Source organism: Ruminococcus bovis (assembly GCF_005601135.1).
In the GTDB taxonomy this organism is placed as follows: Bacteria; Bacillota; Clostridia; order Oscillospirales; family Acutalibacteraceae; genus Ruminococcoides; species Ruminococcoides bovis.
This window is the reverse complement of record NZ_CP039381.1, coordinates 1558605-1581944: the sequence shown is the minus strand read 5'-3', so window position 1 is coordinate 1581944 and position 23340 is coordinate 1558605. Positions and strand designations below refer to the sequence as shown.

Genomic DNA, 23340 nt, shown 5'->3' with positions numbered 1-23340 from the left:
GCTTACAACAAAGATAAAGGCTACCCAATGGATAGCCTTTCGTAAAATTACTATTTAATTGTTACTTCTTAGTAGTAACATTGGTTACTGTCCAAGTTGAATATGCCTTACCGTTTTTATCATTATAATATGCACGGATACGGATATACACTTTCTTCTTTCCTTTTAGTTTCTTAACTGTTTGAGAAGTAGCATTGCCACTCTTTACAGTAATTTTCTTTGCACCTGAGAAATTACGCTTGTATGAATACTGAATTTCATAACCCTTAGCACCTGCAACTTTCTTCCAATTTAGTTTGAAAGACTTTGACATTGCAGTTGCTTTTACACCAGTAGGCTTAGCAAGTTTTTTCTTTGCAATTGTCCTTTGTGGTTTTATAACCTTGCCACATACTGAGCAATGACTACCTTCAGTCTTACCATTTGCAGTATAAGTTGCAGATACTGCTTTATCAATTACAACTGTATGGTCAGTCATAGGAATCTTTTCTGTATAAGTATCACCACAAGTTGAGCAAGTGTATTTCTTAACACCTTCTTCTGTACAAGTTGGTTCTTTTGTTACTACTGAATTATAGCTATGGTCAACTTTTTGAGTAATTGTATCCTTGTAACTGTCACCACACAAATCACAAGTGTGTTGTGTATAACCATCTGTTGTACAGGTTGGTGCTACTACTTTTTCAGAATATTTATGTTCAGTCTTAGGAATACTCTCATTATATGTATCACCACATACCGTACAAGTATATTTCTTAATGCCTTCTTCTGTACAAGTTGGCTCTTTAGTTACTGAACTTTTATATTCATGATCTATTGTATCAACATAATTTGACTTATAACTATCACCACACAATGTACAAGTATATAATGTATAACCTTTAGAATTACAAGTTGGCTTTACTGTTTTCTTAGCATAAATATGGTCAACAGTTGACTTTAGGTTACCCTTATACGTATCACCACAAACAGAACACTTATATACTGTGTAACCAACATCTGTACAAGTTGGTTCAACTACGGTTTCAACATAATCATGTCCAAGTGATTTAACCACCTTTTGTTCAGTAATAACATCACCACATACTGAGCAATGGCTACCTTCTGTTAATCCTGTCTTTGTACAAGTAGGAGCAACTGCCTTGTCAGTAACTTCCTTATGGTCAATCATAGGAATAATTGTTGTAAACTTATCACCACATACGGAACAAGTGCTTGTCTTTACACCTGTTTTCTTACAAGTAGCAGGTGTTGTAACAGTAGTAACATAATCGTGACCTACTGTATCTTTGTAGTCATCAATATAACTATCTTTACACTTTGTACATTCATAAACTGTGTAGCCCTTATCCTTACAAGTTGGAGCAACTACTTTCTTTGTATATGAATGACCTGTAGCTTTTACTAATTCTTGAGGAACAATAACTGCACCACATTCTGAACAATGGCTACCTTCTGTTAAACCAGTCTTAACACAAGTTGCTTCAACAGCCTTATCAACAACCGGCTTATGGTCGGTAATTGGTATTTGTTCACTATAATTTTCGTTACATTCAGTACAAGCATATTGCTTATAACCCGGAGTTGTACAAGTAGCATTTACTGTTTTTATTAACTTAAAGTTATGATTTGATGCTTCTTGATATACAACATAACTGTCACCACAACTCTGACAAGTATATGTTACACTACCTCTTGTTGTACAAGATGGTACTGATGTAACCTGTGCAGTATAACTGTGATTTAGCTTAGGAATAATTTGTTGTGGTACCAGAACAGTATCGCAAACATTACAATGGCTACCTTCTGTTAAACCGTTTTCTTTACAAGTTGCAGGTTTACCGTAATCGGTAATTGGGTTGTGACCTGTTTCCTTTACATAAGAATCACGATATGTATCACCACAATTCTTACAAGTATGTTCTGTATAGCCTTTTTCTGTACAAGTTGGCTTTACAACTTTTTCACTGTAGTTATGGTTAAGAGCCTTAATTTCTTCTCTCTTAACTATTTCACTACAAGTTGTACAGTACATTACCTTTTCACCGGCATTTTCACAAGTTGCTTCTTTAGTATTAATCCATTCACCTGTAGGGTTATGAATAAACACTTCAAAACTTGCAGTTAGTGATTTATATGATACTGTAACTAGGTTTGATTCGTCAGAGTCACCAAAGCCACTTAGAACATAATCAGTAATCGGTTCTGACTTCTTATTATTATAAACTGCATAAACAACCATACCTGTAGTATCTAGTTGCTCACCCTTAAAGTAAGTTGTCTTTTTAGGTTCTGTTACCTTAATTTTTACTAATGCTTTTTCTTTGATAGTAACATTAATTGTTGTTGACTTACCACCATAGCTAACTTTTACTGTACCTTCACCTAAAGTAGTAGGTAATGAAGAAACATAATAATCAGTAACTACCTTTGATGTGCCATCGTTATAGTAAGCAGTAACCTCCATACCTGTTGTATCAAAGTCACTACCGATAACATATGATGACTTAAGTGGTGCTTTTGTAACTGAGATTGATTCAACTGATCTTTCAATTACTTCAATAGCAATATATGTTGATTTACCACCATAAGAAATTTCAATAATCTGTGTACCGATTTCATCAGTGATTTCCGATGTTTTGTAATCAGTAACTTCTTCTTTCAAACCATTATTATATGATGCAGTAACTACCATACCTGTTCTATCAAACTTTTCATCAGAGAAGTAAGAAGTTTTTGTTGGTTGTTCTGTTACAGAAAGACTTAGTAATTCTCTTTCACTAAAGGTTACATCAAATGTTGTTGTGTATCCATTATATGTAACAGTAACTGTCTGTTTACCTGCCTTATTCTCATAATCCAGCTTGTAATCTTTAACACTTTCAGAAGAACCGTCATTGCGAGTTAAGCCAATATCAAGACCATCTGTATCAATAGACTGACCTTCAATATATGTAGTTTTTGTTGGCAATGATTTTACTTCAATACCTGTAATTTTTAGAGGTACAACCTTTACAGTAAAGTTTACTGTGTAGCTTTCATATGTATAAGTTACAATATATGTACCTGATTTTTTAATATCGGCACCTGTTGTATTTGACGGTGTTAGGATAACATTTTCTGTTGTACCGTCATCATAGAAAATCTTTGCCACTGCACCTGAATAATCAAGCTTAGTGTCACGAATAAATTCTGTCTTTGCAGGTCCGCTTACAAGAGAAACACCAACCGCATTAGGTCGCTGAACAACATTAATATCATAGGTCAAAGTTTTATTACGATATGTTACTGTAACTGTTTGGTCACCGACTGATGACATATCATAACCACTTAGCATATTCTTAGTGATATCAATATCTTCAAAAGTACCATTCATATAGTAAACTGTGATTGTACCTTCAACCTTAATTTCATCACCTGTTCTATACTTTACCTTTGATGGTTCGGTTTTAAACTCAATAGTATCAATTTTTAGTAATGTATCCTGTCTATTATCTCTTAACTGAGGATAAGCATATTCTGTAGAATCATCAATAATCCAAGTGTTTTCAAAGTCAAAACCTGAGAAGTTAATTGCCTTTGTCATTTGTACGCCTGACAAAGCAGTTGCACCTGAAGTTGAAGCATTCTTTTCATTTAGATAATAACAATTAACTACTGTTGAATTACTAAATGGTTTTAGTGTTGTAGCATAATATACTGAACCGGTATTGTAGCAGTTTTTAATAATTTGTGAAGAGTTACAATATCCAATACCATAAATACTTTTTTCACTACTACTATCTGTAGTATTATACACATCACCACAGTTATAGCAATCTGTTATTGAACAAGAAGATAAAGCATTACTACCAGATATACCACCTTCATGTAAATAACCATTTTGATTTTTTGAATAGTCTTTTAAATTACCACTGTTATATGACTGAGATATTTTTCCGTAATTTGTACCGGATATACCGCCCATATATAAATCAACATTATCATAGTAATTTCCAAATGCAGAACCTTTAATTGTAGCATTATTAGAACTTTTAATAATTATACCGTTAGTATCATTATGACCTGAAACACCACCTAAGTATGTAGATTTAGTATTATGAGATGAATCATGTGCATATCCATCAACATTTCCACCTAATACATGACAATTATCCACAGTACCACTGTTATAACCACAAATAGTGCCTATATATTTACTTTCAGCGGAAGTACTTTCTACACACCTAATACTAACACTATCTACTGATAAATTCTTAATTGTACCGGCATTACAGGCAAACAAACCTAAATATCTATCAGAAGTACCACTGGGAATTGTGTTAGTTTCAATCCTTAGTCCCTTAATAGTATGATTGTTACCGTCAAAAGTACCTGTAAATTTACTACCTTTATAGGAATCTCCACCACCAATAGGATTCCAACCATTTTTTCCTAGGAAACAATAGTCTCCACCATCGGCTACATCTTTTGTCATATCAATATCTGCCATAAGGACATAATTAGCTGACATATCGTGTCTTACACTATACAAATCATCAATATTCCAAACTTCTATAGTGTTTTCAGTATTTTCATCAGCTAATGCAGTTGTGCCTAATACCGAAAATCCACTAATTACCATCAATACTGACAGTATTGAACTAATAATTTTTTTCATAACTTTTTACCTCCTATAAATTATTAATGAAAAACATATGTATATTTTACCATTTTTTCATTTGTATTTCTACTACAAATAGTAACAAATAATGACTAAAATATTTATGCACAATAACTAAGAAAAAATTTCTCCTAATGTTTATACTACATCAAGAGGGAATTTTGTATTATCAATTTTATATACTTGTATCAAAAGGATTAATCTTTAGGGCAATTCTAACATAATAATATGGTATTATGCCTACTGATATCTTATCCATAGGTACACCCTATTTCATTGGAATTAATAATCATTAATGAATTATAATAAATTTCTACACCAAAATTGCAATAACTAGTTGCAGTTAGTAAAGTTTTTGAAATAGGATGAGCTTGTAAAATAAAGAGTGTAAGTTAGGAAAATAATTTGCACACTTTTCTTGACAAAGCCTTCTAATTCTAAAAATAATAAACCAACACACAAAAAGGAGCTATGAAAAGATAAAGTTAAGACTTCATTCTTCACAGCTCCTTTTAATTTTCCTAAAAATAAGGTAATCGCTAAAAAGGGTATGCTTCCATTATTGATTTTCAAATCTTTGTTTTAAAGCAATGCCTATTAATTTATCTGTCTTATCAGCCATAAATAAAGGAATATTTAATACATCATCATCAAGTTTTAGGTTGTCTAACGAAAATCTTACACGAAGTTTTACTTTATCCGGATATAATTCCTTATATTTTTTTAAACTTTTACTTGTTGTATTAGATTCTGATTTAACTTCTATAGGAAAAATATCATTTTCTCTTTGAATTACAAAATCGACTTCATATGGAGGATTAGTCTTTGTCCAATAACGAGGAGTAACTTCAAACTGAGTAATTAAAGTCTGTAAAACAAAATTTTCAGTCAATGCACCTTTAAATTCTGTAAACAAACGATTTCCTTCCCCAAAAGCTGTTGGAGAAAGTTGGGCTAATTTTCTCAATAAACCTACATCCACCAAATAAATTTTAAAGGCAGAAAGGTCATCATAAGCTGATATTGGCAAACCCGGAGCAGTGCCACGATAAATCTTATGCACTAACCTTGCATCTACAAGCCACTGTAAAGCATCCTCATATTCTCTGGCTCTAGCACCTTGTTTGACAACTTTGTAAATAAATTTCTTATTTTCCCTAGCTAATTGAGAGGGTATTGACTTCCAAATCATAGAAATTTTTGGGAATTCAGTGATTTTAGGATGTTTTGCAAAATCACGCTCATATGCACTGATAATACCGGATAAGGATTCTTCCATTGCAGAAATATCACGAGCCTCAGTCCACATTAGTACAGATTCAGGCATACCACCTGTCACATAATACATTTTTAATTTTTCACATAAAGGATTAAAGAAAGCATCCGGTATTGGTTCTATAACATTTACATTTTCTATATATCTAAAAAGATTTTCATCACCATTTGCAAGTAAAAATTCAGAAAAAGTCATAGGATCAATTTGCATAAAATTGACCTTTCCTACAGGAAATGAAGATGGCTTTGCTAATGCAATACCTAATAAAGAACCTGCACATGCTATGTGGTACTGTGAAGCATTCTCACAAAAGTATTTCATAGAATTTATTACTTTAGGACAATCCTGAATTTCATCAAAAATGATAAGTGTTTTTTCCGGTACAATTTTTTGACCACTTACTAACATAAGATTTTGCAAAATTCTATCGACATCCTTAGTTGTTTCAAAAAACTGTTTATATTCTTCATTTTCATCAAAATTGAAATAGGCAATGTTTTCATAATAACGACTACCAAACTCCTTCAACAACCAAGTTTTTCCTACCTGACGAACACCCTTCAATATTAATGGTTTTCGATAAGGTGAATTTTTCCACTTTACAAGTTTTTCCATAACAAATCGTTCCATAGTTTTTGCACCTCACTTTTCTTTGTTTTCGTTTTATCAACCTTGTTATACTTTTATTATATGCTGAATTTAAATAAAATACAACTTAAATCACAATTTTCTTAATAATTATGTGATTTTAATCACACTTTTATTAAATATTTTGTGATTCATATAAAAACAACTTAACAGTAAATAAAATTTCAATGTAAAATTATATCCATAACACAATATTTATGATAGAATTTAAGTAAGGAAAATTATTGAAGGAATGAGGTGATAAAATGGCTTACAATGAATTAATAAAGAACTTTAATCGTATTCGTGACTATATGAGGGAATTTTATGTATATGGTTTTAAGAGTAGAGATAAATTCACAAGGAAAAGCAGTCGTTCTTATGACGATGAGCGTAGAAGAATTGAAAGTTGGCTTGGTGACTATATGAGTTTCCGTCAAACTGCTGACGGTAAAAATATTTTTATGTCAATTGATAGCAGAGTATCTCACCACAATCCCCTATACAAAGCCTTTAAAACTAAGAGCTTTACTGATGGGGATATTACTCTACACTTTATCCTTATAGATATATTAAGTTGTACGGAAGAACCTTTATCAATCAGTGAAATTACCGAAAAGATAGATGAATATTTGTGCAACTTTTCAAATCCAAGAATATTTGATGAGTCAACTGTAAGGAAAAAGTTAAGGGAATATGTAGCTGAGGGGATAATCGTAAAAGAAAAGAAAGGTAAAGCTCTGTATTACAGTTTATCAAAGACTAACTATTAAAAGTCAAGGCTATAATGAAGATATTTTGAATTAATCAAAAAAATCCTTTAGATCGTATTGGAATCGTAAAAATGGCATGACAAAAAAGAGCATCATAAATGGTGCTCAAAAATAAGATATTTATGAAAAGAATTAAACTGTTGGTTGGTATGGTTGTTTAGATTTCTCCATTGCAAAAATTAAGCGAACAAGTTTCTTTGTTGCATGGGATAATGCAACATTGTAATGTTTGCCTTCTGAGCGTTTCTTACCAAGATATACACCGAAAGATTCATCCCAGTAACAAACATATTTTGTTGCATTGTACAGAGCGTATCGTAAGTACCTTGAACCACGCTTTTCCATATGCGAATGGCAGTTCTCTAATTGACCGGATTGGTAGGTAGAAGGTGACATACCTGCATATGCAAGTATTTTATCAGCTGAATCAAAGCGATTGAAATCTCCAATTTCAGCGATAATCATAGCTCCTGTATTATAACCGATACCTGGGATTGTAAGTATTGGAGAATCAATTTTATCCATAATAGATTTGATTTCTGTTTCAATTTCATTAATTTCAGTAGTTAATTCTTTGATAAGCTTAATAGTGTGTTTTAGTTCTAAGGATTTTGCGGCATATGTGAACCAATAGAATTTCTGGCAGCATTACGAATTAGATTGGCTGTATCTTTACCATATCGTCCATGTGAATTTTCAGATAGCAAATTGGTAAGTCTGGTAAGGTGTGAAGATGCAATAGCATTAGCAGATGGAAATTCAGATAATAAGGCATAAACTGAAGCCATATGAAGTGTAGGAACGAGTTTTTCTAATTCAGGAAAAAGGATACATACCAGTCTAGAAATAGAAGATTTTAATTTTGCTCTTTCTTTTACTTTATCAAAACGGTATCTAGTTAGTGACTTTAGCTCCTCATTGTGGTATGATGTATTTGAGTAGGACTTTAAGTTCACATCAGACATAATCATAGAAGCAATTGTACGGGCATCAACTTTATCTGTTTTCGTCTTTCTAAGACTTAAACTTTTTCTGTATAGATTTGTATGTAATGGATTGATAATGTATGTCGGCAAACCTTTATCAAGAAGGAATCCCAGAAGATTGTAACTATAGTGTCCGGTGGCTTCAAGCCCTACTTTTACTTTTGTTAAATCATCTGAAATGGATTGTACTTTCTGAAATAAGGTTTCAAAACCTTCACGATTGTTAGAGATAGTAAAAGATTTAAATAAGACTTCACCATCTGAATTAGTAATAAAACAGTCGTGTTTATTTTTAGCAACATCAATTCCAATATAAATCATAATGAAAACTCCTTGTGAGTGAATTTTTGATACTGTTTAGACCACTGGTACTCCTTGCGATTGTAACCTCGTTCTAAATAAACCGTCATGCGGTATCTAACTAATTAACAAATATACAAAGAGACTGTGGTTGTAGCCTTTATTAAACCATCAAGTGGTAGGAGAATGTAAACAATCCACAGTATCTCTATCATTATAGCACACAGACCTTGGAGAGGGTCTATAAATACTACTACTTTATTATACGAGGATAATGTTAATTTAGATTTTAATGTTATAGATTTCTTTTCTGAGGTTGCACCTTGTGGAGTAATCGGTTCTTTTCTTCTTGATAAAGATAATGTTCATAAAGAACTTTTTCAGTTTAAGCATCACTATATTACCGGTGCTATGGATAGTGAGATTATGTGTGAACTTTTCATAGCTATGAATGAAAAGAAAAATGCTACAATAGAACTTCTTAACAGACATAAAGAAAAGGTAACTGAAAGCCTTGTAGTACCTTTAAGAATTATGATAAGTGTACAAAACGGTAGGCAGTACCTTATGGCATACTCCCCCACATTTAATAGGATAACCTCATATAGACTTGACAATATTATTTCTGTAAAAGTCAATGACAAGTGTGATAACTTTGATGAATTAAGAAATAATCTAAAAAATATGATGCCAAAACTTTGGGGTGTTAGTTCTTCCGGAAAGTCAAACCAAAGATTAGAGTCTGTTCAGTTTACGGTATATTACAGTGATGATGAAGAATTCATACATAACCGATTAGAGAGAGAAAAGCGTTGTGGTACAGTTGAAAAACTTGACAACAATCACAGTAGATTTTATGCAAATGTATATGATTCCAGTGAGTTAATTCCTTGGATTAGAACCTTTATCTGTAGGATAACAGAAATTAATTTTTCAAATAAAGAGCTGGAAAATCAGTTTAAAAATGATATTAAGGAAATGTACAAGCTATATGGCATTAAGGAGGAAAGCAATGATATTTAGTGAATTATACAGTGCCTACTACAATGCTGTTGCTGAAATTCTTAAGAAAGCAGTAAAAGAACCTATCAACAAAAGTGATATTAGAAAAATTGTAAATAGATATGCTTTTAGTGAAAGTATAATAAATATTGAACCTGCATTAATTGAAGAAAAGTGGCAACTTCTATTGCCTAACGGTATAACTCCAATAAAGGAAGAACCAAAAATGCCATTGACTAATATTGAAAAAAGATGGTTAAAGGCAATTTTTCAAGACCCAAGAATTAAACTTTTTACTGATGATACATTAGATTTTCCTGATGTAGAACCTTTATTCACAAATGAAGATTACTATATTTTTGATAAATATAATGATGGTGATTCCTTTGAAGATAAAGAGTATATAGCAAATTTCAGAACTGCACTTGACGGAATAAGGAACAAATACCCACTAATTATAAAAATGAAAAATCGTTATAATGAGGATATATGTTTTAAATTCTTCCCGAAATATATGGAATATTCAGAAAAAGATGATAAATTCCGACTTATCAGCAATGATAAGCATTATGGTGGCACTATCAATATGGGTAGAGTGATTTCTTGTGAAAAATACAATGACAGACTAAAATATCAAAAACATACTAAGAGAAACTCAAAAAACAAAACAGTAGTCTTTGAACTAATTGATGAAAGGAATGCACTTGAAAGAGTGTTAATGCATTTTGCTCATTTTGAAAAGCAAGTTGAAAAAGTAGAAGAAGAAAAATACAGAGTTACAATAAACTATGATAAAGATGATGAAACAGAAATTGTAATTCGCATTTTATCCTTTGGTCAAATGGTAAAGGTGATTGAACCTAATAGTTTTGTAGATTTAATTAAAGACAGATTACTTAAGCAAAAAAGTTGTGGACTTTAAAGTTCGCAACTTTTTTTCCAAGATAAATGAAAATAAAAATTGTAAAATAATGTCAACAACTGAAAGGGAGTAAGTTGTTAAAAGACGCATACAGCAATTTTCTAATCCAAGATTAATGATTAATTATAGATCATACAAAGCGTCTTGTTCTAAAGGCACAGACAGCAAACCTTTTCTTTTTGTAATATTTTATATTACCGTAGTAAGCAACGCTTACCTCTTTTAATGTGCCTTGTTTTCATTTTATCTTTAAGGAGGAAAATACAATGTTAGAAGATATGAAAAAGAACTCAAATTTAACTTTTACTGAAAACGGTGCAGTAACCCATGGAACAACCGTCTCAGAATGTCTTGACCTATTTTCCGGCATTGGTGCTTTCCGTTATAAAAGTGATGGCGAAATTATTAAGTCATTTATCAAAGCCTTTACCGAAAATCCGGATATGGCTATGAAGATACTTTTCTTTGGCAGAGATGTTAGAGAAGGCTTAGGAGAAAGAAAAGTATTTCGTACTATTATTTCTTGGCTTGGTAATAATGAACCAAAATCTATTATTAAAAACATTGAGTATATTGCAGAATATGGCCGATACGACGACCTACTTTCACTTTTAGACACTAAGTGTGAACAGGAAGTTCTATCTTTCCTAAAAGTACAATTTGATAAAGATATAGATGCAATGAATAGTAGAAAAGCAGTTTCATTGTTAGGAAAATGGTTACCTTCAGTTAATGCATCAAATAAAGAAACTGTAAAAATGGGAAAAAGAATAGCAAAGGCTTTTGGTCTTACTGATGAAAAATACAGAAAATCACTTTCAGCATTAAGATCTAAAATTAAAATTATTGAAAATAATCTTCGTGAAAAAGATTATACCTTTGATTATGAAAAACAACCATCAAGGGCATTGTTTAAGTATAGAATGGCTTTTATGAACAATGATAATGAAAGATATAGTAGATTTCTTGCAAATGTATCAAAGGGTAAAGCAAAGTTAAACACTAACAATATTTATCCTTACGAATTAATAGAGCCATACCTTTCTACTTCATTTCTGCACAATGAATCAATCACCTTTACTGAAGCAGAAAAAGAAACATTAAATGCTACATGGGCATCCTTTCCTGATTTTTGCAATGATGAAGACACCTTAGCGGTTATTGATACATCCGGCTCTATGTATTGTTGTTCCAAACCAACACCGGCATCAGTAGCACTTTCTTTAGGTTTATATTTTGCAGAACATAACAAAGGAAAATTTAAGAATCACTTTATTGAATTTTCAAATAAACCACAACTTATTGAAATTAAAGGTGAAACTTTTGCCGATAAATTACGCTACATAAGCCAATTCAATGAAATTGCAAATACAAACATTGAGGCAGTATTTAATCTTATTCTGGATACTGCTGTAAAGGGTAATTATTCTCAAGAAGATTTACCTAAAAAACTGATTCTTATTTCAGATATGGAATTTGATTATTGTGTAGAAAATGCAAATGAAACAAATTTCAACAATGCCAAAAAAGCCTTTGAAGAAAAAGGCTATAAACTTCCTAATATAATTTTTTGGAATGTTGCAAGTAGAAACAGTAATCAACCTGTAACAAAGAATGAACAAGGTGTAGCCCTAGTTTCCGGAATAACACCACGATTATTTTCTATGATTGCAAGTGGTGAACTTTCACCATATAAATTTATGATTGACACAATAAGCAATGAACGATATGCAAAAATTGTTGCATAAACATATCACAAAGAGGTGATAATATGTTAGAAATTAAAGGTAAAAAAGCAACTGCAATCTGCTATGCAAAGGTAATAGAAGATGAGGCAATTGAACAGATAAAGAGAATGTGTGACTATGAACTTACTGAAGGTTCAAGTGTAAGAATAATGCCGGATGTTCACTCAGGCAAGGGTTGTACAATTGGTACAACTATGACTATCAAAGACAAGGCCTGTCCTAACATTGTGGGTGTTGATATTGGTTGTGGTATGCTAACAGTTAAACTTCAAGATAAAGAAATTGATTTTGAAGAACTGGACAAAGTTTGTCACTTTATCCCATCAGGTAAAAATGTTTGGGACGGTAGAATTGAAAGATTTGATTTAACAAAACTTCGTTGCTATAGGGACTTGAAAGATACCAGACGACTACAACGCTCATTAGGTACACTTGGTGGTGGCAACCACTTTATTGAAGTTGATATTAGCAGTGACGGAACTTATTATTTGATAATTCATTCAGGCAGTAGAAACCTAGGTAAACAGGTTGCTGAATATTATCAACACCTTGCTATAGAACTACACCAAGGTAAGGAAGAATATTATAAAGAAAGAGATAGAATTATTAAGGAATACAAGTCACAAGGCAGAAGAAAAGAAATTCAATCAGCACTAAAGGAGTTGCGAGATAATTTCAAGGCAAAAGCACTTGAAATTCCTGAAGATATTTGTTGGCTATATGGAGAATTTCTTGACAACTATCTTTATGATGTTGAAATATGCCAAAACTTTGCTAAAAGAAGTAGAGAAAAAATGGCAGAAATAATCCTAAACAAAACAGGACTAACTGCCACAAATAGCTTTCATACTATTCACAACTACATTGACACAAGTGAAATGATACTTAGGAAAGGTGCTATTGCTGCCCATAAGGATGAAAAAATACTAATTCCAATTAATATGAGGGATGGTTCAGTAATCACACTAGGTAGAGGTAACAAAGAATGGAACTACTCTGCCCCACATGGTGCAGGTAGATTAATGTCAAGAACTCAAGCTAAAGAAAAGCTAGATTTGGAAGAATACAAAAAATCTATGGAGGGAATTTACACAACTTCCGTAAATGAACAAACCCTTGATGAAGCACCAATGGCATATAAATCTATTGATGATATTATTGATGTTATCAAGGACTCAGTTGATATAATTGATATTATGAAACCTGTATATAACTTTAAGGCATAAATAATAGAATATTATTTTAAAAACTAACTGCTATTTAATAGTGGTTAGTTTTTTGTTTATAGATTTAAAATATTTTTCTATTTCAAAAGATAAGTCCCAAAAATGGGACAGTACAAATGTTATTATATTAATAGAAAGAAAACCAATAACCCATTATTTTATTTTGGAGGTGCTTTAATGAGTATTGTAAAGGAATATGAAGAAAAATTTATAAGTGCATATTGTAGGCTTGAATATGAAGCTTGGTATCAAGGTTATAAGGATGATGTTTCAAAATATCTAAAAGAAAATCCCCTATGTGATGCTCTTGATAAATTTATAGAGTCAGGCACAAAGAATATTATCAAGGTTAGTGGTGAACCTTGCAAAACAACAGAGGACTTATATAACTTTATTCAGTCCATATTGTTTTTCTTAGAGGATAATGAAGATTATACAGTTACACTTGCTCTACCTTATGAAAAGCAACAACTTGCTGACACTATGGCATATAAAATAACTATGAATAATATAAACGATATTATTGTTTATGATGAAATGAACGATAATAAATATGTAATTCAGGTTACACCTTATGGATATTTAAGTGTTTTCTATATTAATTTATACTCAGATAAAACTGTTGATTATGTTTTAAGTGGAACTAAAGATATAAATATAACTAGAGGTCACTTAAAAATTGATGATAACCTTTATAATGAAGTTTATGAATGGGCAAAAAAATATGTTGCAGAAAACAAAACAGATGGTTGGGTTATGGGAGAATTTCATACAAGGGATTATAAATTTGAAGTTAGTTTTAATGATGAATTTTTCGGAATAAAATCAAAATATAGTTATATTCCAGATTATACATTTAACAAAATTGAAGGTAATGGTGCATTAACAAAGCTTTTGCAACTTCCTGAACTAAATGCATTATTTAAGGAGTTAAAAGAATGATTTCTAATATATTAATAGCAGATATAGGAATGTATGTTGATGAAAATATGACTTCATTAATAGAATACAAAAAGTCACTTAAAATCATAAAAACCGACCTACCCTTAACAATTCAAGTTGAGCCTTTAGTATCGGAAAATAAAGATATTGTTATTTTAAGCGATATAAAGGCTTATATTCTTAATGTACTTAATATTATTCAAAAGTCTAATTATAGTGGAAACATTCACTTAATTTTGCCATTACCTTTTGGAAAAATTACAAATGGTACTACACAATGCAAAACACTTTCAGACTTAACTAAGGTAAAATCCATTGCAGTTTACGACCCTTACAAATTAGCAATGAAAAAGTATAATGGCATAGATAATGATATTATAGAAAAAATAATCAACGAACAGACAAGTCACTTATTAAATGAATTAGAAAGTATTGAAAGAAATATAGAAAATGTTTCTAATAAGTATTTCTTTGATTTTGATAAGGATATTTATATTCAGTCTAAGTCATTAAAAATAGTAGATAATTATGAAACTAACCATTCCAATAACATACAAAGCAATCCTAACTTTCACTATAGGAATAATGATGAAAACCCATTAATTAATTCAGCAAAAGCACCATCCCCAAGACCTGACGGTAAAGTGATTTGTAAGCAGTTAAAAGCTATTCGTAAAGAATTTGCAAAGTTAAACGGAATTGACTATAACTTTAAAGAATGTACATATAACGGACCTTGTGCAGGTACTTGTATTGCTTGTGATAATGAGGCTAATGAATTAGGAGAAATAGCAAAAAATTTGGATAATGTGAAATACCCAAAGGTGGTTGTAAATAGCAATGATGAAAAATAACGAAAAGCAAAAAGCTAAAATAATGGGTATTAATAGGCATAGAATGGGAACTGACGGTAAAGGTATTTCAACACTTATTACATTCTATGGTTGTCCCCTAAATTGCAAATATTGTTTAAACCCACAATGCAAAATGAAGAGTACTAATTGTACTTATATTGAACCTAATAACCTTGTGAATCTGCTAATGGTTGATGATATATATTTTCAATCAACAGGTGGTGGAATAGTTTTTGGTGGTGGAGAACCTTTGCTAAATGCTGAATACATAAAGGAAGTTTGTGACCTAGTACCTCCCAAGCGGAAAATCAGAATTGAAACAAGTCTTAATGTTAAGTGGGACAAAATCGAACTACTTCTTCCCTATATTGACCAATGGATAATCGACATTAAGGATAGTAACACAGAAATATACAAAAACTATACCGGTGTTGATAACCTAAAAGTATATGACAATGTGCTTAGATTAAGCCATAAAATCGGCAAAGAAAAGTTGTTAATCAGAATACCAAAAATTCCAAATTACAATACAGAAAAGAATATACAAGAAAGTGTAAAATTATATTCTAACCTTGGAAATATAGATATTTTCAATTATAAAATACTAAATAGGAATTATTAATAAGTCTAAAAAATAATAAACCAGCATACAAAAAGGAGCTATGAAAAGATGAAGTTTAGGACTTCATTCTTCACAGCTCCTTTCAATTTACCTGAAAAATAAGGTAATTACTAAAAAGGTATACTTCCGATTATCAAAAACAAAATAAAGAAAATATCTTTCCTTTTACTTAATCTTAATATTTAAAACTTATAAAATCACATTTTTCTTAATAATTATGTGATTTTAATCACACTTTTATTTAAAATTTCGTGATTTAAATAAAATCAACTTAACAATAAATTTACTTACAATATAGAATTATATCCATCGCACAATATTTATGATTGACTTTAAGTAAAGAAAATTATTGAAGAAATCAGGTAATATATTATCAAAATGATGGTGCAATTATGGTGCAAATCAAAATATTATTGCACCAAATGGATGCAAATAGGGTGCAATCTGAAAATATTTTATGTACCGATGAAAAATGAAAAAAAACCTAGAAATGGCTTATCCATGGGCTTTTTCAGGTATAAAAAAATTGGTTAACAAGTAAATTGTTAACCAATCCAATGGTGCGGGTGACAGGACTTGAACCTGCACGTCGGTGAACACTAGAACCTAAATCTAGCGCGTCTGCCAATTCCGCCACACCCGCATATATTAACTTATTTAGTCGTTATCTCTCAACGACAAGATATATTCTACTATATATCTTAGAAACTGTCAAGAGTTTTTTCATAACTTTTTAAATATTTTTAATATTTTCTACACCTACTATTTAATTCAAAACAAATATAAAAATATTTACTTTTAACAGTACAAATCTATTCACTTTTAAACTATTATTAGTTATAATATAAGTGAAGTTTACATAAATATTTTTAAATACTTTTCATACCAATATAATCTAAACTTCTTATTTAACTTAGATTTAACATTACTACTCTTTTTATTTAACCTATCGGTGCTATAATATTAATAGAAAAGAACGGAGATGATATATATGATTTATTTCATAGAGGATGACCGTAGTATAAATGAAGCTGTATTTTATTCATTAAAGAATAGTGGCTTTGAAGTTAAAGGCTTTGAAAGACCATCAGAATTTTGGAAAGCTATGAAAGAAGAAACACCTGACCTTATTCTGCTGGACATTATGCTACCTGAAGAGGATGGTTTACAGATACTCCGAAAATTAAGAAGCAACAAAGAAACATCAGACCTACCTATCATTATGGTAACTGCTAAAGATGCTGAGTATGACAAGGTTATTGGACTTGATAGTGGTGCTGATGACTATATGACAAAACCATTTAGTATGCTGGAACTTGTTTCAAGAATTAGAGCATTACTAAGAAGAACATCTAATCACAAAGATGATGGTGAAATCACAGTTGGCAAACTAACAGTAAACCCTGAAAAACACATTGTTACTGCAAATGGCAAAAATGTTGTACTTACATACAAGGAATATCACCTACTATTGCTATTAATGCAGAACAAAGGTGTTGTTTTCTCCAGAGAAAAGTTGCTTAACAAAATCTGGGGATATGACTTTGATGGTGAAAACAGAACTGTTGATGTACACATTCGTACCCTTAGAACTAAACTTGGTGAATGTGGTAATATGATTGAAACTATCAGAGGTTTTGGATATAAGATTGGTGAATAAAATGACAATGACAAAGAAAATATTTAAAAACATTTTTTTAGCTTGTTTTTCTATGCTTGTTGTTACAATCGTTATTATCTTTGGTGTTATGTACAACTACCATGGAAAACAAATAATGAATGAACTTCATTCTGAAATTAATATAATTTCTGTTGGTGTTGAAGATGGTGGTACAAAATATCTTGACACATTAAGCAAATCAGAAAAAGCCAGAATCACTTGGGTTAACAAAGATGGTTCTATTAAGTATGATTCTAATGTTTCAAAAAGTAAAATGGAAAACCACCTTAACCGTAAAGAAATTAAGGATGCAATGAAAAACGGTACAGGTGAAGATATAAGAATGTCAGACACTTTATCCGAAAGGACTATGTACTGTGCAAAGTTACTTTCTGATGGTTCGGTAATTCGTATTTCCACCAACCAATATACCGTTTGGATTTTGTTACTTAATATGTGGCAACCACTTGCAATTGTTGTGATAATTGCACTTGTACTTTCATATATAATAGCTTACCTATCTTCAAAAAAGATTGTTATGCCTATTAATGACCTTGACCTGGAAAATGTTGAGGCAGTTACAACATATGAAGAAATTGAGCCATTAGTACACAAAATCAGCCACCAAAACAGAGTTATTCGTGACCAAATCAAAGAGTTAAAGAGAACTCAAGCTGAATTTAATGTTATCACCAGCAATATGAAAGAAGGACTTTTGGTTCTTGATTTACAGGGCAAAATTCTTTCATATAACAAGAGTGTGAAGAAGTTACTTAACATTTCATCACTGGATGATGAATATTTAGAAGACCTAAGTATTGATGATGAATTTAAAACTAACATTAACAATGCTATTCATGGAACACATATGTCAGATACTTTTGAATATGGTGACAGATACTTAAGTCTATACTGCAATCCTGTTGAGGTTGACGGCAAGATTAAAGGTGCTGTAGCAGTTATCCTTGATGTTACAGAAAAGCATCAAAGAGAACTATTAAGAAGAGAATTTAGTGCTAATGTTAGCCATGAACTAAAAACTCCACTAACTGCAATTTTAGCATCTGCTGAAATTATCGGAATGGAAGCAACTCCTAAGGAAACAGTAACTCACTTTGCACACAACATTACTAAAGAAGCTAACAGACTTATCACCTTGGTTAACGATATTATCAAGTTGTCTAAGTTAGATGACAAGTCATACGAACCTGAAGATAAGGAAGTTGACATTTACGAAATTGCAAAGAATGTTGAGGACACCCTATCTCCTATTGCAGACAACTGTGGTGTTAAATTAACACTATACGGTGAGAAAACAATAGTACATGGTGTACCAACACTACTAAGTGAAATTGTTTACAACCTAGTTGACAATGCTATTAAATACAACAAGCCTAACGGCTCAGTAACAATTACTGTTGCACCGATAAACGGTAAAGCTACTTTGATTGTTGAGGACACAGGTATTGGTATTAGCAAAGAAGACCAAAGCAGAATTTTTGAAAGATTCTACAGAGTTGACAAAAGTCACAGTAAAGAAGTTGGTGGTACAGGTCTTGGTCTTTCAATTGTTAAGCATGGTGTTGAACATCACAACGGTAAAATGAAAGTTGAAAGTGAACTTGGTAAAGGTACTAAGATTACAATTAAATTCTAATTTTTCTTTTCATTCTGTATTACAAATAACTGTTTATGGCTTTATACCATAATAAGCTATTCTATATTAACCCTAAAAGGTGTAGTAGAAAATTCTACTACACCTTTCTCTTTTCTCTGTTAATATATATTTTATAGTAATACAAATTTGGGTTTTAAATTTTGTCTGTGGGTAAAGACTAGTTTCATAAATTAGGGTTTTTCAATTTTTATTGTGGGTTAAGGTAAATTTATTTTTTAGCTTTTATTGTGGTTAGAGAAAAGTTTATTTTTCATTTAACATAAAGGAAAATTTACAAAAATATCATACCTTATACTATCTTTATAGTGTGGCTAACAGGTGTAGGGGACATCATTGATGTCCCGTTACAAACTAGCCTTCATATAGGTACTTTGCCCTATGTAGATATTATAAATATTTAGTCTGTAAACAGGACAATAATCCCATAGGTATCACACTTTTTTACGGGCGAACGATGTTCGCCCCTACGACTGTGAGTCATAATATGATATAAAAGTCGGTACTGTTTATGCTACATAATATTGTTATATTATTAATTGTGCAATAACTTGGTACACAAGAGAGAAAGGACATAGTATACACTTTTTAGTATTTAAACATCACCACAAACCCTAATTTATATAGTTATTTACCCTTAGCCACAATAAAAATTAAGAAAATTGACTTTAAATTTATGAATAACAATACACTTATATAAAACAACAACAGCACAACTTTCGTTGTGCTGTTGCTGTGTATTTTTGATAGTGAGGTATAGAAAAAATACTACATTCATCAAAAAAACATTAACATTTAACATTTTCACTTGAGGGGGAGTCAGGAATCCCACAAGTAACTATATTATAATCCTATTTTTTTAATAAGTCAACTACAACAGACTATTATATAGGAAATTCACTATATTAAATTGCTATAACAAAAAGGCTTTCACTACAATGTAATGAAAGCCATAATTTATATATTAGAAATTAATCTTTCTTGCCGAACTTACGGAAACGAGCATATCTTGTTTCAATAAGTTTATCTGTGTCAACAGCCATATTCTTCTCAAATGTTCTGGCAACTAACATTTTTAGTCCCTCAAACATTTTTCTATCATCACTATCAACAGGTTCACGAATAATTCTTTCGATAACACCAAGGTCAAACAAATCGTGAGAAGTTAACTTTAAGCAGTTAGAAGCCTCAGGTGCTTTTGTACTATCTTTCCATAAGATTGACGCACAACCTTCAGGCGAAATTACTGAATAAATACTGTCTTCAAGCATCCAAACTTCATCAGCAACTGCCAGTGCCAAAGCACCACCTGAACCACCCTCACCAATAATAATGGAAAGTACAGGTGTTTTAAGTGTCATCATTTCCATAAGATTCTCAGCAATAGCAAGGCCTTGACCTCTTTCCTCAGCACCGATACCCGGATAAGCACCACTGGTATCAACTAAACAGAACACAGGTCTGTGGAACTTTTCAGCTTGTTTCATAAGTCTTAATGCTTTTCTGTAACCCTCAGGGTTAGCAGAACCAAAGTTACGGTTCATTCTTTCCTTAGTATTTCTACCTTTTTCAATACCGATAACTGTGATTGGCTGGTCATAAAGCATTGCTAAACCACCAACAATAGCCTTATCATCACCAAATCTTCTGTCACCATGCATTTCAATAAATGTTGAACCGAACATCTTGTTAATATAATCAACGGCAGTTAATCTCTTGGCATCTCTAGCTGCCATTACCTTATCATAAGCATTCATTATTCTTGAACCTCCTTGTTAGGATTGTGAATAGAAAGAAGATAAGCAAGAGTTTTCTTCATATCTTTTCTCTGTACAACAGAATCTACAAAACCTTTTTCAAGTAAGAATTCTGATCTTTGGAAACCCTTAGGAAGTTTAGTGTGGGTTGTTTGTTCAACAACTCTCTGTCCTGCAAATCCAACAAGAGCCTTTGGCTCAGCAAGGATAATATCACCCTCCATAGCAAATGAAGCAGTAACACCACCTGTTGTTGGGTCAGTTAGAACAGTAATATATAGAAGACCTGCATCACTGTGACGCTTTACTGCACCGGAAGTCTTTGCCATCTGCATTAGTGACAACACACCTTCCTGCATTCTTGCACCACCTGAAACTGTGAAAATAACAATAGGAAGTCTATTGTCTGTAGCGTACTCAATAGCTCTGGTAATCTTTTCACCGGTAACAGTACCCATAGAACCCATCATAAAGTCTGATGACATAACACAAATTACAGTATCATTGCCACCGATTTTACAAGTACCTGTGATTACATTTTCTTTTTCATTACTTTTTTCCTTAGCAATTCTTAGTTTTTCTTTGTAGTTAGGGAAATTAAGAATATCAGTACTTTCCATATCCTTATCCATTTCAACGAAAGTTCCCTTATCGGCAACAATCTTAATTCTTTCCCTAGCAGTCATTCTAAAGTGATGATTACATTTACTGCAAACACTAAGGTTTTCTTTCAAATCACTTGCCAAAAGCATATTGTTACAAGCAGGACACTTTACCCACATTGAATCAGGAACAAATGGCATTGAGTTATTTGATTGGTTAGAACCCTCAAGTTCATTCTTTGGTTTTAAAAAAGTAAATAAATCCAACATAATCACCCATTTCGTAAATTATTCGTAAAAACTATATAAGTACATTATAACACGATTTTCACTTTGATACAATTACTTTTTTCTTCTCTTCTCAAATTCTTCAATAAAATCAGTTGTATAAGAACCATCAATAAATTCTTTAGCAGAAAGAATTTCAATCTGTAGGTTTCTGTTGTGGTCAATACCACTGATTGAAAGTTCAGAAAGTGCCATCTTCATCTTTCTGATAGCAAGGTCACGAGTTCTGCCTTGAACAATAACCTTACCTACCATACTGTCATAGAATGGTGGAATAATGTAATCCTGATAAATAGCAGTATCAAAACGAACAAATGAACCACCGGGAATATGTAACTTTGTAATCTTACCACAAGATGGACGGAAGTCCTTGTCTGGATTTTCTGCATTAATTCTACATTCAATAGCATGGCCATGGAAGAAAATCTGATCCTGTGTTTTATCCAGCTTACAACCGGCAGCAACTCTAATCTGCCACTGTACCAGGTCAAGACCTGTTACCATTTCTGTAACACCGTGTTCAACCTGCAAACGAGTGTTCATTTCCATAAAGTAGAAGTTCTTGTCCTTATCAAGTAGAAATTCTACTGTACCAACTGAATTGTAGTTTACTGCCTTAGCAGCCTTAGTAGCAGCATCCATCATTTTTGCTCTGATTTCAGGAGTAATTGATGGGCTAGGACTTTCTTCAATTAACTTTTGGTTCTTTCTCTGAACAGAACATTCTCTTTCACCAAGGCATAGAACATTGCCATGCTTATCACAAAGCAACTGCATTTCAATATGCTTAACCGGTTTTAGGAACTTTTCTATATAGCAACCACTATCACCAAATGCACTTTTAGCTTCACTTGATGCACTTCTGAAAGCGTTTAGGAAATCCTCTTCTTTTTCAACAAGACGGATACCTCTACCACCACCACCGGAACGAGCTTTAATAAGAATTGGGTAGCCAATCTTACCGGCAGCTGCTTTAGCTTCATTTTCATCTTCAATAACTTCTGTACCGGGAGTAACAGGTACACCGGCTTTCTGCATTGTTTTTCTTGCTTTATCCTTGTCACCAAGGTCCTCAATCATCTGAGAAGATGGACCAATGAAAGTAATATTACACTTTTCGCAAAGAGAAACAAATTTTGCATTTTCAGAAAGAAGTCCGTATCCCGGGTGAATAGCCTGAGCACCTGAAGAAACAGCTATTGTTAAAATATTAAGCATATTTAAGTAACTATCCCCTACTTGAGCAGGACCTACACAATAAGCCTCATCAGCTAAAGATACATGAAGGGCATCCTTATCTGCTTCACTATAAATAGCAACTGTGCTGATACCCATTTCTCTACAAGCTCTGATAATTCTTACTGCAATTTCACCACGGTTTGCAATTAAAATTTTTGAAAACATTTTTTAAATCTCC

Annotated in this window: 15 protein-coding genes, 1 tRNA gene and 1 pseudogene; 10 read left to right on the top strand and 7 right to left on the bottom strand. The window is 32.0% G+C overall.

What is annotated here, in order from left to right:
• Nucleotides 1–61: 61 nt before the first annotated feature.
• On the bottom strand, nt 62–4660 hold the full coding sequence (locus E5Z56_RS07480) for a bacterial Ig-like domain-containing protein (RefSeq protein WP_138157249.1): 4599 nt from the start codon (nt 4658–4660) through the stop codon (nt 62–64).
• A gap of 562 nt (nt 4661–5222) precedes the next feature.
• Entirely contained in the window at nt 5223–6569 is a 1347-nt protein-coding gene (locus tag E5Z56_RS07475; RefSeq protein ID WP_138157248.1) for an ATP-binding protein, read from the bottom strand.
• Between the two features lie 263 nt (nt 6570–6832).
• Here E5Z56_RS07475 and E5Z56_RS07470 point away from each other — a divergent pair, with 263 nt between their 5' ends.
• Nucleotides 6833–7339, top strand: a complete 507-nt coding sequence (locus E5Z56_RS07470) for a hypothetical protein (RefSeq protein ID WP_207668577.1) — start codon at nt 6833–6835, stop codon at nt 7337–7339.
• Nucleotides 7340–7471: 132 nt separating this feature from the next.
• Here E5Z56_RS07470 and E5Z56_RS07465 read toward each other — a convergent pair.
• Nucleotides 7472–8646 (bottom strand): annotated as a pseudogene (locus E5Z56_RS07465) (IS110 family RNA-guided transposase).
• Nucleotides 8647–9036: 390 nt separating this feature from the next.
• Between E5Z56_RS07465 and E5Z56_RS07460 the strand changes: the two are divergent.
• The 7 genes from E5Z56_RS07460 to E5Z56_RS07430 all read left to right on the top strand — a co-directional run bounded on the left by E5Z56_RS07460 (nt 9037) and on the right by E5Z56_RS07430 (nt 15941).
• Nucleotides 9037–9648, top strand: a complete 612-nt coding sequence (locus E5Z56_RS07460; protein ID WP_138157247.1) for a WYL domain-containing protein — start codon at nt 9037–9039, stop codon at nt 9646–9648.
• The gene (locus tag E5Z56_RS07455) at nt 9638–10549 is read left to right on the top strand and encodes a WYL domain-containing protein (RefSeq protein WP_138157246.1); all 912 of its coding nucleotides are present in this window, start codon (nt 9638–9640) and stop codon (nt 10547–10549) included. Before E5Z56_RS07460 ends, E5Z56_RS07455 begins: the two co-directional genes overlap by 11 nt.
• Before the next feature lie 266 nt (nt 10550–10815).
• A complete protein-coding gene (locus E5Z56_RS07450) occupies nt 10816–12297 on the top strand; it encodes a DUF2828 family protein (RefSeq protein ID WP_138157245.1) in 1482 nt (493 codons plus the stop codon).
• Between the two features lie 23 nt (nt 12298–12320).
• Complete coding sequence (locus E5Z56_RS07445) at nt 12321–13523, top strand: RtcB family protein (RefSeq protein WP_138157244.1); 1203 nt, start codon at nt 12321–12323, stop codon at nt 13521–13523.
• Nucleotides 13524–13700: 177 nt separating this feature from the next.
• Complete coding sequence (locus tag E5Z56_RS07440; RefSeq protein WP_138157243.1) at nt 13701–14465, top strand: hypothetical protein; 765 nt, start codon at nt 13701–13703, stop codon at nt 14463–14465.
• The gene (locus tag E5Z56_RS07435) at nt 14462–15319 is read left to right on the top strand and encodes a hypothetical protein (protein ID WP_138157242.1); all 858 of its coding nucleotides are present in this window, start codon (nt 14462–14464) and stop codon (nt 15317–15319) included. Before E5Z56_RS07440 ends, E5Z56_RS07435 begins: the two co-directional genes overlap by 4 nt.
• Nucleotides 15306–15941: a radical SAM protein gene (locus E5Z56_RS07430; protein WP_232842415.1), complete on the top strand. Its 636-nt coding sequence runs from the start codon at nt 15306–15308 to the stop codon at nt 15939–15941. The genes E5Z56_RS07435 and E5Z56_RS07430 overlap by 14 nt, the downstream gene beginning before the upstream one ends.
• A gap of 558 nt (nt 15942–16499) precedes the next feature.
• On the opposite strand, the gene E5Z56_RS07425 is transcribed toward E5Z56_RS07430, so the two are convergent.
• A tRNA-Leu gene (locus tag E5Z56_RS07425) sits at nt 16500–16584 on the bottom strand.
• Nucleotides 16585–16932: 348 nt separating this feature from the next.
• On the opposite strand from E5Z56_RS07425, the gene E5Z56_RS07420 reads away from it, so the two are divergent.
• Both E5Z56_RS07420 and E5Z56_RS07415 read left to right on the top strand, forming a co-directional pair.
• Nucleotides 16933–17601, top strand: a complete 669-nt coding sequence (locus tag E5Z56_RS07420; RefSeq protein ID WP_138157241.1) for a winged helix-turn-helix domain-containing protein — start codon at nt 16933–16935, stop codon at nt 17599–17601.
• A gap of 7 nt (nt 17602–17608) precedes the next feature.
• A complete protein-coding gene (locus E5Z56_RS07415; RefSeq protein ID WP_175405416.1) occupies nt 17609–19258 on the top strand; it encodes an ATP-binding protein in 1650 nt (549 codons plus the stop codon).
• A gap of 989 nt (nt 19259–20247) precedes the next feature.
• Here the strand turns inward: E5Z56_RS07415 and E5Z56_RS07410 are convergent.
• From E5Z56_RS07410 to accC, 3 genes are all read right to left on the bottom strand, one after another.
• Nucleotides 20248–21033, bottom strand: coding sequence for an acetyl-CoA carboxylase carboxyltransferase subunit alpha (locus E5Z56_RS07410; protein WP_138157239.1), 786 nt, complete (start codon nt 21031–21033; stop codon nt 20248–20250).
• Complete coding sequence (accD, locus tag E5Z56_RS07405) at nt 21033–21905, bottom strand: acetyl-CoA carboxylase, carboxyltransferase subunit beta (protein WP_138157238.1); 873 nt, start codon at nt 21903–21905, stop codon at nt 21033–21035. The genes E5Z56_RS07410 and accD overlap by 1 nt, the downstream gene beginning before the upstream one ends.
• A gap of 72 nt (nt 21906–21977) precedes the next feature.
• The gene (gene accC, locus E5Z56_RS07400; RefSeq protein ID WP_138157237.1) at nt 21978–23327 is read right to left on the bottom strand and encodes an acetyl-CoA carboxylase biotin carboxylase subunit; all 1350 of its coding nucleotides are present in this window, start codon (nt 23325–23327) and stop codon (nt 21978–21980) included.
• Nucleotides 23328–23340: the final 13 nt, after the last annotated feature.